Here is a 13,585-nt window from a genome sequence, read left to right on the forward strand (position 1 = left end):
GCGCAGCGTCACGCCATGCCCCCCATCTGGAGTCGAGCCTCTCTCGGCAAGGTGTCCTCGTCGACCGTCGAACCCGGCTCGGGCGTCCGCTCCCGCGGTGCGGTGCTCCCACCGCTCGTGTCGTCGGACACGCCCGTCGCGTCGACGACGACGACTGTGATGTTATCCCGACCGCCGGCCGCGATCGCCTCGTGCACGAGGCGCTCGGCGGCACCCTGCGGGTCCGGGTTCTCGAGGAGCACCTCGGCGATCCGTTCGTCCGACAGCTCGCCCGTGAGGCCGTCGGAGCAGACCAGGATCCGGTCGTGCCGGTGGATCGGGACGTACCAGAAGTCGGCCTGCGGCACCCCGCGCGAGCCCAGCGCGCGGGTCACGACGTGCCGGCGCGGGTGCGTGAGCGCCTCGCTCGGGGTGAGCAGACCGGCGTCGACCATCTCCTGGACCTCCGAGTGGTCCACGCTCACCTGCTCGAGGCGCCCCCCGGACAGGTGGTAGGTGCGCGAGTCCCCGACGTTGACCACGAGCCAGTACGGGTTGCCGTCCTGCTCGGCCACCGCGACGCCCGTCACGGTCGTCCCCGCACCGCGGCCGGGCTCGGTCGTGATCGCGCGGACGTTCTCCTGGGCGACCGCGAGGTGCGTGCGGACGTCGTCGGGCGTCACGACCTCGAGGTCGGCGAGCGGCCGGAGGGCGTCGACGGCGGTCGCGCTCGCCACCTCGCCCGCGTCGTGGCCCCCCATGCCGTCGGCGACGACGAAGACCGAGCGCGAGACGAGGAAGCGGTCCTCGTTGAGGAGGCGCCGTGCGCCGCGGTGCGACGCGGCACCCCAGGCGAGGTGCACCTCGGTCTCGGGGGTCGTCATGCCGGTCCCGGGTGCACGACGAGGCGACGGTCGCCCACGTGGATCGTCGCGCCGACCGGCACGCGGACGCGTGCGCCCGGCGCCGCGACGCGCGGGGCGGTCCCCGGGGCGGACACGACGGTCCCGTTGGTCGATCCGCGGTCGCTCACCCACAGACCGTCCGGGTCGACGCCGAGCTCGACGTGCGTCTTCGAGACCGACCGCGTCGGGTCCTCGACGGCGACGAGGATCCAGTCCTCGCCGTCGGCCGGCTGGGGGTTGCGCCCGACGAGCGCGGGGCCGTCGACGACGCGCCGCTCGCCGGACTCGAGCTCGAGCACGACGGTCACGACCGGCGCGGGCTCCATCGCCCGGACGTCGCGGGCACCCATGCGCGTGCTGTCCCACTCCGGGTCCTCGGGCTCCGCGACCGGGGCCGCGGCCCGGGCGTGCACCGGCTCGGGCGTCTGCACGACGGCCTGTGCGGGGACGTGCTGCTGGGGGTGCGGTGCGGCCTGGGCGGGCACGGCCGGACCGGCCGATCCCGGGACGCCGGTGATGAGGCCGCCACCGCTGCTCGCAGGCGAGGACGCCGACGACGGGAAGGCCCACGGGTCCGGAAGCGGCGCCGGGGGCTCCCCTGCTCGTCCGGCCTGCGTGGCGGCGGGCTGTCCCGGCGGTGCCGCGCTCGTCGGCCCTCCCGTGGTGCGCGGCGGGACGGAGGGCGCGTACCCGGTCGGCGAGGCCGCGGTCGGGTAGCCGGGAGCCGGGGCCGGCGCGTACCCGCTGGGCGTCGCGGCCGGCGCGTACCCGCCAGGGGCGTATCCGCCGGTCGGCCCGTACGCGTCCTGCGCGGAGTACCCCGCTCCGGCCCGGGTCCCGGCGGCCGGCGGGACGAGCGACGCGACGCCCTCGAAGCCGTCGCGCGCCGGGGCGACGCCACGGGCGTCGACGACGACGGACCTCGCCACCTTGTCCTGCCAGCCCTGGCGGCGGCCCGACGAGTCGAACGCGGGGCTCAGGACGACGACGAGCTGACCGACGAACACCACGATCGAGCCCGCCCCGACGACGAGCCAGCGCAGGAACGCCCGCCCGAAGCCGACCGGTGCGCGGGTGGCGGCGTCGAGCGTGCGGATCCCGGTCGCGAGGTTGCCCAGGGTCTTGCCCGTGGTGCCCTCCCAGAACCAGAGGCCGACCCACCACGCGATCGCGATCACGGCGGCGACGACGTAGACGCCGAGCAGCCTGCCGAGGAGGGCCGACGCCTCCTCGGCGCTCACGGTCTGGGTGCCGCCCAGGAGCGGGACGCCGACGACCGCGGTCCCGACCAGGAGCACGGCGAGCACGATCACGCCGATCGCGGCGCCGTCGACCAGGTACGCGAGAAACCGGCGCCCGACGCCCGCGTACGGCGCCGTCAGCAGGGTCGGCCCGCCGGACGACGGTGCGCCCAGCACGGCCTTCTGCGTCGCCGTGTAGACCTCGGGCTCGGTCGTGGTGTCGGGCGCGCCGCCGCCGGAGGCGAACGGCGGCAGGCCCGGTCCGCCCGCGGCGGCCTGGACGCCGCCCTGCGGCCCGGCCACGGCCGAGGCGACGGGACGACCGGTCCGCGGGAACGGCTGGCCGCACACCGCGCAGAACGCCGAGCCCGACGACTGCGCGGAACCGCACGCGGCGCACGTCACGTCCGTCATCACTTCTCTCCCTGCTTCGTCGAGGAGCCCTTCGTCGGGTTCCGCGACGACGTGGTCGTCGGTGTCGAGCCGCGCCGGAGCCACGACGTCAGACGTCGCGTCCCGGCCCGACCGGCGGACCGGGCCGAGCGCAGCGACCGGGTCGACAGCGCGGCACGGATCCGGGCACGCCGGTTCACGGAGGAGCGTAGCCCTCCGACGACTCCGTCGACGTCCGCCCAGAACGCCTCGATCTCCTGCTCGGTCGGCTCTCCGGCCCCGAAGACCGTCGCGTCGGCGCGGTGGGCGAGCGGGATGGTCGTCGTCGCGCCGAACGTCTGCGCGATGACGCCCGCCCCCTCGCGCCGGGTGGAGCCGGACGGGACCGGCGTCCCGAGGTCGGTCGCCGCGTCGAGCACCTCCCGCCAGCCGCCGCTCACCCGGTCGACCGGGCGCTCGGCCGCGCGTCGCCGGGCCCGGCGACGCGACTTGTAGGCGAGGATCAGCACGATCGGCAGGGCGATCAGCGCGAGCGGGACGGCCACCGCGACACCGATGATCAGCACGGTGCCCCAGTCGAACCCGTCGCTGTCGGCCTTCTCCTTGTCCTCGTCGTCGACCTTGCCGGCCTCCGCCTCCGCGGGCTCCTCCGGGGGCTCCGGGTCCTCGAGCACCGGCGGCTTCGGGACCTGCAGGCTCTTCGGCTCGGGCTGGATCTTGTTGTCCTCGTCCGGGATCGCCGTGATCGGCACCCAGCCGTAGCCGACGAACGGCACCTCGGCCCAGGCGTGCACGTCGGCCCCCGTCGCGGTGAACGGCTCCCCCGGCTCCAACGGGTCCTTCTCGTCGGGGTAGAAGCCCATGACGACGCGCGCCGGGATCCCGGCCTGGTTCGCCATGAGGGCGAGCGCGACGGCGAACTGCTCGTCGTCGCCGACCATCTCGTCGTCGGCGAGCAGCGTGTCGATGCGCTCCGCGGAGTGACCGGGCCGCGAGGGCGGCTGGTTGTCCAGCCCGCTCGAGAAGATCCCGCTGGCGACGAGCCCGTCGCGCAGCGCGAAGAGCTGGTCGACCGGGTCGGTCTCCTCGCCCATGAACTGGGCGCCCTTGCCCGCGAGCGAGACGGGCAGCAGGCCCTTGGGGGTCGGCGGCACCGGGACCTGGTCGATCGCACCGGCCCGCAGGTCCTCCTCGGTCGGCTCGGGCGTCACGCGCGTGGCGACGGTGTACGTGTCCCCCGGCCGCAGTCCGGCGGTCGTGAGCGCCGTCCCCGTCGTCGCGTTGTAGTACGTGCCCTCGGCGAGCTCCCGCGCGCGGCTCCCGGTGTACGAGATGCCCGCGAGGGTGCCCGTCTCCGGGACCCACACGCCCGCGTAGTCGCCGACGACGACGTCGAGGGTCGCCTCGGTGCCGGGCGCCACCGTCGCGATCTCCTCGCCGGCCCGGGTGTACACGCCCGATCCCGGCAGGCCGCTCGACGCGTCGTAGACGACGCCGTTGTAGGCGTCGAGCGTCGCGAGCCGGACCTTCGTGCCCGCGGGGAGCCCGCGGACCGTGAAGAGCTCGGCCTCCTTCATGTCCTTGGCGTACTTGCGGAACGCGGTGAGCGGGCTGACGTACTCGTGGAGGTCGAGCGGGGGCACGACCGTCTCGCGCAGCACGGTCCGCGGTGCGTCGGGCAGCAGGGCGGGGCCGCCGAAGGCGGCGGCGACGGCACCGACGGCGAGCATCGCCGCGCCTGCGCGCACGCGGTGCCACCACAGGCGACGCGTGGCGGCCTTGCTCGCCTCCGTCGTGACCTGGTGCGCGCCGAGCCGTGCGGCCGTGACGCGCCAGCTCGCCCACAGGAGACCGACGATCCCGACGACGAGCCCCTGCACCACGGGGTAGGCCGCGATGACCGTCCCGAGGAGGATCACGCCGACGAACGTCACGACCAGCGGGACGAGCGCCCAGGCGGCGTGCTTCGCGCGCCACGCGATCGAGCCGGCCACGAGCGCCGTGACCATCATCAGCAGGTACGGCACCACGGCGAGCTCCGGGAAGGAGTGCAGCGGCGGGACCGTCGTCACGAACTCCTTCCACCCGGTGACGGAGCCGAGGAGCAGGTTCCGGACCGTGTCGAGCGACGGCAGCACGCCGCCGATCGCGTCGGCGGGCAGCGCGAGCACGCCGCCGAGCAGGACGTAGGCCACGACCGCGACCGCGAGGACGGTCACGGCGGGCCAGCGCCGCCAGGCCCCGAGCCACGCGACGCCGAGCCCGACGACGACGCCCCCGACCGCGGGCAGGAGGTAGCCGGTGGAGCCCCAGACGGGGGCGAACCCGACGACCGTCGCGCCGAGCACGACGACCAGGGCGACGGCGTCGACGGCGCCCAGCGCGGTGAGCGCGCGAGGACGTCCCTCGCGGAGGCGGGTCGTTCCCCGACGGGACGTGCCCGACGACGTGCCGGAGGGGGCGCCGGACGGGGTGCCGGGCTGTCCCGACGGTGCGCGGCGCGAGCCGCGGGTGGTGGTACCGGTGGCGCTCATCAGTCGTTCAGCCTCCGCAGGGCGAGCGGGAGCTCGCCGAGCTCCCCGATCGTCAGGACCACGAGCTCGGCGATCGCGTGCCGGCTCAGCGACGCGCCCGGGACGCACTGGATCGCCATGACCCGCACGTCCTGGGGCAGCCGCGCCGACGCCGCGCGGAGCTCGGTCGGCGTCACGCGCGACCCGACGATGAACGCGACGACCGAAGCGTCCGTGATCGTCAGGCCCGCGACGCGCGCGACGTCGACGAGCGACGCCCGCTGCGACCGGGTCTCGACGCGCGCGAGGTCGTCGAGCAGCCGCGTCCGGTGGTCGCCGCGCAGGTTGCCGTCGTTCACGAGCACCGTGACCCCGCGGTCCTCCTTGATGGCCTGGAGCCCGAGCGAGCCGCACGCGCTCACCGCGAGCTCGAACTCGTCGTCGTTCGCGTAGTCCTCGGCGCGCGTGGACAGGAGCACCGCGAGGTGCGAGCGCCGGGTCTCCTCGAACTGGCGCACCATGAGCTGACCCGTGCGCGCCGTCGTCTTCCAGTGGATGTGGCGCCGGTCGTCCCCGGGGACGTAGTCCCGCAGCGCGTGGAACGAGACGTCCGAGTTCGAGATGTCCGTCGTGACGCGGCCCTCGAGGTCCTTGAGGAAGCCCGTCGACGACCCGGAGAGGTTCTTCACGCGCGGGTGGACGAACAGCTCCTCCGGCTCGGTCCACACCACCTCTCGGCGCAGGAGCGCCAGCGGGTCGGCCCGCACCGAGCGGACCGGCCCGACGGAGATCACGGAGCGCCGGTGGGTCGGCACGGTGAAGATCTCCTCGTGGTTCGCCCCCGGACGCAGGCGCGGGACGGGGAACGTCGCCATGCCCTGGCCGACGGGAAGCTCCATGACCGACGGCAGCAGCGGGCGCGACGAGTCGTTCTTCACGTCGAGCCGGCCCACCGCCCGGTCACCGACGGTCACCCGGCGCTGCGCCAGGTCGAGCACGACGGCGTAGCGGAAGCGTCCGAGCACGAAGACGACCGCCGCGAGCAGCGCGACCGTGAGGAGGATCGCCACGACGACCAGCTCGAGCCACGAGTAGCGCAGCCCCGCCCACCACGCGGCGACCGTAGCGACGACCGTGGCCCAGCCGAGCGGGCTCACCGCGGACGTCACCGGCTCGAGGGGCGCGAGCGCCCGGCCGACCCCGGCCAGGGCGCGGGCCGCCACGTCCCGGAGGGGACGCAGGAGCCCGGCGAGCGCGGTCGACGGCGGGGTGCCGGCGGTGGCGCCGCGGGATCGGGGTCGTGAGGCGTTCATCGTCCTGCTCTCGGAACGGGTCCTGCGAGATGGGTGTCGGGCGGTCCGCACCGCCGGGGAGGGCGGCGCGTCCGGGTCAGGCGCTGCGGCGCTCCTGCGGCGCGGCGACGTCGGCGAGGAGGCGGCCGAGCACGGCCTCGCTGGTCGCGCCCGCGAACTCGGCCTCGGGGTCGAGGACGAAGCGGTGCGCCCAGACGGGCTGCGCGAGCTCCTTGACGTCGTCGGGCAGCACGTAGTTGCGGCCGTGCGCCGCCGCCCAGACCTTGGTGGCCCGTACCAGCGCGAGGGCACCACGGACCGAGACCCCGACGCGGACCTCGGGAGCGTTGCGCGTCTCCTCGGCGAGCCGGGAGATGTACTCGAGCACCGCGCCGTCGACGTGCACGCGCGCGCCGAGCTCGGCCATCTCGGTGACCGCCTGCGTCGTGATGAGCGGCTGCAGCGTCTTGCTGCGGTCGCGCACCGACGCGCCCGAGAGGATCTCGACCGTCGACGCGTGGTCGGGGTAGCCGATCGACGTCTTCATGAGGAAGCGGTCGAGCTGTGCCTCGGGCAGCCGGTAGGTGCCGGCCTGCTCGATGGGGTTCTGCGTCGCGATGACCATGAACGGGCGGCCGACCTCGTGCCCGACGCCGTCGACCGTGACCCGACCCTCCTCCATGACCTCGAGGAGCGCGGACTGCGTCTTCGGCGACGCGCGGTTGATCTCGTCCGCGAGGACGATCGACGCGAAGATCGGGCCCGGGTGGAAGTCGAACTTGCCCGTCTTCTGGTCGTAGATCGTCACGCCCGTGACGTCGGAGGGCAGCAGGTCCGGAGTGAACTGGATGCGCTGCTGCGTGCCCTGCACGCTGGCCGCGATCGCTCGCGCGAGCGACGTCTTGCCGGTGCCCGGCGCGTCCTCGAGGAGGACGTGGCCCTCGGAGAGCATGCACGTCAGCACGAGGCGCACGACGTGGGGCTTGCCCAGCACGGCCTGGCCGACGTTGCCGACGAGGCGGTCGAAGGTCTGAGCGAACCAGGCGGCCTGCTCGGGGGTCATCGTGGTCATTGTCGCTTCCGTTCGATGTCGCGGGTACGTGGCGGGGTGCTCAGTACCAGGCCATGCGGTTCGTGGTGCCGATCGTCGTCTCGACCCACACCTGGGTGCCGGGGCCGCCCCACACGCACTGCTGGCCACCGGAGTAGTTCCCGTTGCCGTCGGTCCGCAGGTTCCGGTACTGGGCGTCCTGGAAGTAGTTGCCGGAGCCGATCCGGTTCCCGCCCGCGTAGCACGTGGAGCGGAAGGACGTGTTCGGCGGACCGTCCTTGATCGTGAGGTAGAGCTCCGCGCAGGACGAGTGCTGGCAGTTCCCGGGCCAGTTGCCGTCGGGCAGCTTGTGGTTGCTGCCCTTGCTGACGGTGAACACCGGCTCGGGCTTCTTGTCCGACGTCGCCTCGCGGCACGTCTGCTTGGCCTCGCCCTCGGTCGGCGTGACGGTCACGCAGATCCGGCGGGTGTCGGAGTAGCCGACGTTGAGCGAGCCCGACCCGTTCTTGGCGGACGAGCTGACCGCGCCGGTGACCGACGTCGTGTAGTCCCGCCCGTTGCCGGACGTCGACCAGCTGTAGGAGATCGTCTGGTTGCCGCCGTTCATCGCCACGTCCGGCGCGGGGATCGGGCCGTACGGCGACTCCGCGTTGGCGCTGGCGGCCGGCCCGGGCTCGGTCGTGCCGGCGACGCCGGCGAGGGCGCGGACCTTGATGGTGTAGTTCCGACCGTTCTCGAGGCCGGCGACCAGCTTGTCGGCGCCGAGGGCGGCCCAGCCGCCGCCGGCGTCGTACTGGTACCGGATCTCGTCGGCACGCACCCCGTTGCCCGACGCGGCGCCGAAGGAGAGCTGGATCCGCCCGTTCGCCCCGGTCGCGTCAGCGCGGAGGTTCGACACCTGGCCGGGCGTCGCGAAGGCGCGCACCGGTGCGGAGGGGGGCGAGAACTCGGCGTCTCCGAACTTTTCGGTGGCCTTGTTGTGCGCCCGGACACGGAACGTGTAGTCGGTGGTCGAGGCCGGGACGGGGACCGTGGCGCTGGTCGCACCGCCGCCGGCGGTGACGGTCTTGGCGACGGCACCGCCCTGCAGGGCCTCGACGGTGTAGCTGGTGATCGGGCCACCGTTGTCGTGCGGCGGGGTCCAGGAGACCGTCATCTGCACCTCGTTGCCGAGCCCGCCGCGCGAGACGGTCGGCGTGGCCGGTGCCGCCGGCTTGCCGGCCGGGATCTCCGGCGCCGAGGTCTCGCCCCACTCGGACGGGTCGGGTGCGCGGTTCTCGGCCTGGACCTGGACGGTGTAGGCCTGGCCGTTGGTCAGGCCCTCCCAGGTGGTGGTGGTCTCGGTCAGGCACGTCTTGTCGGTCGCGCCGCCGGCGGGGGCCGGGGAGATGCGCAGGTTGACGCACTCGATCGCGGACCGGTCGGTGTAGGTCGCGTTCTTCCACGTGACGGTGAGGGACTCGTCGCCGAACTCGAGGGTGGGTGCGGCGGGCGGGTCGGGCTTCTCGTCCGGGCGGGCGACCGCCGAGGCGGGTGAGGCGGGGCCGTCGCCGACGTCGTTGGTCGCGAACACGGTGAACGTGTACTCGACGTCGTTCGTCAGCCCGTCCAGGGTGCAGGTCGTGGTGCCGCACGCCTTCTCGTACCCGTTCTGGGACCGCACGGTGTAGCCGGTGATCTCGGCGCCGTTGTTGTTCGGCGGGTCCCAGGACAGCACGACCGTCTTCGAGCGGACCTCCTCGACCTGCGGCGTGGGCGGCGCCTCGGGCTTGCCGAGCACGGTGAGCTGGATCCGGCCCTCGACCTCGCGGTCGGGGTCCTTCGTCGCGTCCTGCACGCGGTAGCGCACGACCATCACCCCGACGAAGTCCTCGCGCGGCGTCACGGCGACGGAGTCACCGCGGACCGTGGGCGTGCCCTGCCCCGTCTCGACGACGGCGTCCAGGAGCGTGAGCGGGGTGTCGGGGAACGGGTTCGAGTCGTTGTCGAGCACGGGGACCACGGTCTCCTTGCCCTGGTGGGCGTCGGGGACCGCGTCGTCGTTCGCCCGCGCGAGCGGGCGCGTCGACGCCACCACGGTCAGGGTCGCGGCCCCCTCGACCGGCGGGTGCTCGCCGTCGGTCACGGTGATCGGCACCTGCACGACCGTGCCCTTGGGCACGTCGGGCGTGGCCTGGGCCTGCAGCGTCGAGCCCTCCACGGCCAGCGTGACACCCTGCGGCTGAGCGGTGGTCCGGAAGGTCAGCGGGTCGCCGTCCACGTCCTCGACGAAGCGCGCGAGGTCGACGGCCGCCTCCTCGCCCGCGGCGACGTCCAGGGTCGGCGACCCGACGATCTCGGGCGGCAGGTTCTCCGGCGGCAGCACGCTGATCGGCAGCGTGAGCAGCGCGGTGCTGCCGTCCGGGTCGTCCGGGCCCGAGCCGTCGGTGACCTCGAACGTCACGGCCGCGGGACCGACGTAGCCGGCGGTCGACGTGTACGTGATCTGCGTCGTGCTCGTCACCTCGCGCGATCCCTCGAGCGCGGTGACCTTGTCCTCGACGGTCAGCCGCGGCGTGCGGCCCTCGACGACGAGCACGTAGTCGGTGATGTCGATCTCGAGCGGCTCGCCGCTGTTGACCTCGAGCGGGGCGATGCCCGGGCGGAGGGTCGGTGCCTGGTCCATGAGGCCCGGCACCTTGACGAACGCCTTGGCGGTCAGGCCGTCGGGGTCGGTCGCCGTGTACGTCACGACCTGGCGCCTCTCGGTCAGGGTGACCTCGAGCTCGTTGCCGTCGGTGACCGCGACGGTCTCCCCCTCGACGGCGACGGTCAGCTCCGTCGCCGCGCCGTCGGGGTCGTCGTCGTTGTCCAGCACCGGGACGGTGACCGTCGTCCTGCCCAGGATGTCCTCGACCGGCACCGTGTCGTCACGGGCGACGGGCGGCTGGAGCGGGGCGTCCGCGGCGACGTTCACGGTGATCGCGCCGGTCGCACGCGCCCCGTAGGTGTCCTGGATGCCGTAGTAGAACGTGTACGAGCCGTCCTCGGCGGGCGTCGTCACGACCACGCGGTCCGCGACGACCTCGGCGTCCATGCCGTGCTCGTCCTCGACCGCGGCGGGCACGAGCGCGATCTGGTCGCCGTCCGGGTCGGTGTCGTTGACCAGCGCGGCGACGGCGACCGTGCGTCCGGGTCGTACCGTCACCTCGTCGTCGACGGCGACCGGCGGCTGGTTCGTCTCGCCGGGCGCCGAGATGCCCACGCGCACGGAACCCGTCGCCACCGCGCCGCGCGCGTCGAGCACCGTGTAGGTGAACGAGTCGAGCCCGACGGAGCTCTTCGAGGCCGCGTACTCCACGACGCCGTCGACGACGCGGGCCGTCCCCTTCGACGCCGGCGCCCCGATACCGGTCACCTGGACGGAGTCCCCGTCGGGATCGATGCCGTGCACCGGGATGTCGATGCGCACCGACGCGCCGGAGAGCACGCGGGCCTCGACCTGGCGCGGCTGCGGCGGCGCGTTGTCCTCACCGTCGCGGATGCGGATCGTCACCTGGGCGGAGTCCTCCTGCCCGTTGGCGTCGCGCACCCGGTAGATCGCGTAGGCGGTCCCGGCCTCGGGCCCGGCCTTGAACCGCAGGGTGTCCTCGGAGACGAACGCCTCGCCCAGCGCCGGGTCGACGTCCTGCTCCAGCTCGGGCTGCAGGAACAGCTCGAGCCCGTCCGGGTGCGTGTCGTTCTTCAGGACGGGGATCGTCACGACGTCGCCCGCGTGGACGGTCACCTCGTCGGCGGCCGCGTTCGGCGGCTGCAGCCGGGTCGGGGCGGGCACCGGCACGACGCGCACCTGGCCCGTGGACGTCTCGGTGCCGTTCGAGACCGTGTACTCGATCGTCACGGGCCCGTCGAGCCGCCGGATCTCGGTGATCCGGAGCATCTGGTGCGCCAGCACCGCCACGGAGACGCCCGCGTCGGCAGGGACGCGCACCGACTGCACCACGAGCACGCCGCCCGCCGGGTCGGTGTCGTTGGCGAGCACGTCGACGAGCGTCTTGCCGCCCGTGGGGAGCAGCGCGGTGTCCGCGACGACGATCGGCGGGCCGCTCGCGGCGTCGGGCGGCAGCACGTCGACCCGGACGAGGCCGGTCGTGGCGTCCGGGCCGTCGGTCACCTGGTACGTGAGGTCGTAGGAGCGCGGCTCGTTCGAGAAGAACGTGAACGTCCCGGCGTCGTAGTTCGGCGTGATCTCGGCCGGCGCGGACTCCGAGACCGACGCGAGCCGCAGCTCGTCGCCGTTCGGGTCGGAGTCGTTGCGCAGCGGCTCGACCGTGACCGGCTGCCCGGCGGGCACCACGACGTGGTCGTTCACCGCGATCGGCGGCTGCGTCCCCGGGAGGACGTCGACGAGCAGCCTGCCCTCGGCCAGGCCGCCCAGGCCGTCGGCCACCGTCAACGTGACGATCTTGCGGCCGGTCGATCCCCCGGCGTCACGGAACTCCACGGTCCCGTCCGGGCGCGAGCGCACGTCGTCCCCCGCCGACGTCGCAGCGGCCGACGCGAGGTACAGGTCGTCGCCGTCCGGGTCGCGGAAGAACGGCAGCACCTTGATCGTGGCGGTCCCGCCCTGCGCGACCTTGAGCACGGGGTCGCCCGTCGACTCGGGGATCTCGTTCTCGCTCCACGGCGAGATCTTCAGCGAGACCCCGGCCTCGGCGACGCCACCCCGTCCGTCGGACACCGAGTACCGGAACCCCTGCGTGCCCTCGGCGTCCTCGGGCACGACCGCCTGCAGCGCCGCACCGCCGAGGATCTGCTGCACCGTCGCGTTGCCCGGCGACTCCCCGACCAGCGAGGCCGTCATGACGTCGCCGTCCGGGTCGACGTCGTTCGCGAGCACCGGCAGGATCGTCGTGCGCCCGGGGCGGGCCCCGAACACGTCGTCCTTCGGCTGCGGCGGCTTGTTCGGCTGCGACCGGTCCGCGATGAACTGGTCCACCTGCTCCGGGTTGGTCAGCTCGGCGTCGGACTCCTCGCCCTCGGCCTCCTCCGGGAGCTGCACGTCCCAGTCGTCAACCTTCTCGTACTCGTCCGCCGCCATCCACAGCGTCCCGGCCGCCAGGTCGTTGAGCACCACGACGTGCCGGTTCACCCGGTACTCCAGGCGCGCCTGCGGGTCCACGCCCTCGAGCCGCTTGTCCACGTCGTTGTCCGGCCCGGCGCAGTCGCGGATCACCTGCCCGGTCGAGCCCCAGGCGCCGTAGGTGCAGCCGTCGAGCTGCACCGGGGCGGACGGCACGCCGTCGGCCCGGCGCACCTGGGCGTCCCCGCCGCCGAGCGGCTGGGTGACCAGACCGGTCGAGGTCGCGACGACCACGGAGTCCGAGCTCTTCGACGGCTGCTGCAGCTGGGCACCGTCCGCGCCCTCGACGCCGACCGTCTTCCCGTCGGGAAGGACGAGCTGTCCGCCCGACCGGTCGAGGACGACCGGTTCGTCACCGACCGCTGTCACGGCCACGTCGGCGCCCGTGCTCACCGGGAGGTCGAGCTCCTCCGGCTCCTCGGCCGTCCCCTTCGACGTCGTGCCCACGGTCCACAGCGTCCCGGTCGACGGGACCGCGACGAACACCGTGCCGTCGCCCGAGACCGTCAGCGCGCCGTCACCCTCGACCTCGGCGACCGGCTCCGTCTCCTCCGGGTCGAACGCCGTCGCACCGTCGAACGGCAGCACCCACAGCAGGCCCTCCTCACCGTCGAGCACCGCCGTCGTCGCACCCCCCGACGCCACCTGCGCCCCCGCCGGCAGCCGCACCTGCCCGTCCAGCGTCAGGTGCGCCACCTCGACCGGCGACGCCGTGCTCGTCCCCTCGTCGTCCAGCAGCACCCGACCCTCGTCCTGCTGCACGTCGAACGACGCCGACCCCGCCACGAGCACACCGTCGATCGCCTGCGACTCGTAGTTGAACCGACCCAGCTGCCCCGACGACGTCTTCGTCACCCACACACCCGAGTCGTTCAGCTCCACGTCGGCCGTCGCCTCGCCCTCGTAGAACCACGCGAGTCCCACCAGTGCCGTCGAGAACACCGACACCGTCGTCACCGACGCCACGGTGCGTCGGTTGTCGTTCAGGCGCGCCAGAAAGCCCACTGGTCCTCCGAGATCGGGTCGGTGGCGACCGGCTTCCGTCCTGTCCCCCGTCGCTCCGTGTCGCCGGGCCCCGCACCGATCGCG

At 73.8% G+C, this 13,585-nt stretch carries 6 protein-coding genes; all 6 read right to left on the bottom strand.

The window, feature by feature from the left end:
- Positions 1-8: 8 nt before the first annotated feature.
- The gene (locus ACZCLJ_RS08315) at positions 9-863 is read right to left on the bottom strand and encodes a PP2C family protein-serine/threonine phosphatase (RefSeq protein WP_251153489.1); all 855 of its coding nucleotides are present in this window, start codon (positions 861-863) and stop codon (positions 9-11) included.
- Positions 860-2,539, bottom strand: coding sequence for an RDD family protein (locus ACZCLJ_RS08320; protein ID WP_463106093.1), 1,680 nt, complete (start codon positions 2,537-2,539; stop codon positions 860-862). Before ACZCLJ_RS08320 ends, ACZCLJ_RS08315 begins: the two co-directional genes overlap by 4 nt.
- A complete protein-coding gene (locus tag ACZCLJ_RS08325) occupies positions 2,539-5,052 on the bottom strand; it encodes a transglutaminase-like domain-containing protein (protein ID WP_463106094.1) in 2,514 nt (837 codons plus the stop codon). The genes ACZCLJ_RS08320 and ACZCLJ_RS08325 overlap by 1 nt, the downstream gene beginning before the upstream one ends.
- Positions 5,052-6,344 carry a DUF58 domain-containing protein gene (locus ACZCLJ_RS08330; RefSeq protein WP_463106095.1) on the bottom strand — a complete coding sequence of 431 codons (1,293 nt, stop codon included), beginning with the start codon at positions 6,342-6,344 and terminating at the stop codon, positions 5,052-5,054. Before ACZCLJ_RS08330 ends, ACZCLJ_RS08325 begins: the two co-directional genes overlap by 1 nt.
- A gap of 76 nt (positions 6,345-6,420) precedes the next feature.
- Complete coding sequence (locus tag ACZCLJ_RS08335; protein ID WP_251153486.1) at positions 6,421-7,395, bottom strand: AAA family ATPase; 975 nt, start codon at positions 7,393-7,395, stop codon at positions 6,421-6,423.
- 40 nt (positions 7,396-7,435) lie between these two features.
- A complete protein-coding gene (locus tag ACZCLJ_RS08340) occupies positions 7,436-13,453 on the bottom strand; it encodes an Ig-like domain-containing protein (protein WP_463106096.1) in 6,018 nt (2,005 codons plus the stop codon).
- Positions 13,454-13,585 lie beyond the last annotated feature (132 nt).

The organism is Cellulosimicrobium sp. So1_17 (assembly GCF_055181235.1).

What these genes read in the sequence shown, in the direction of transcription:
- ACZCLJ_RS08325 (WP_463106094.1), bottom strand. Translation starts at nt 5,052, where the DNA reads ATGAGCGCCACCGGTACCACCACCCGCGGCTCGCGCCGCGCACCGTCG.
- ACZCLJ_RS08335 (WP_251153486.1), bottom strand. Translation starts at nt 7,395, where the DNA reads ATGACCACGATGACCCCCGAGCAGGCCGCCTGGTTCGCTCAGACCTTC.
- ACZCLJ_RS08320 (WP_463106093.1), bottom strand. Translation starts at nt 2,539, where the DNA reads ATGACGGACGTGACGTGCGCCGCGTGCGGTTCCGCGCAGTCGTCGGGC.
- ACZCLJ_RS08315 (WP_251153489.1), bottom strand. Translation starts at nt 863, where the DNA reads ATGACGACCCCCGAGACCGAGGTGCACCTCGCCTGGGGTGCCGCGTCG.
- ACZCLJ_RS08330 (WP_463106095.1), bottom strand. Translation starts at nt 6,344, where the DNA reads ATGAACGCCTCACGACCCCGATCCCGCGGCGCCACCGCCGGCACCCCG.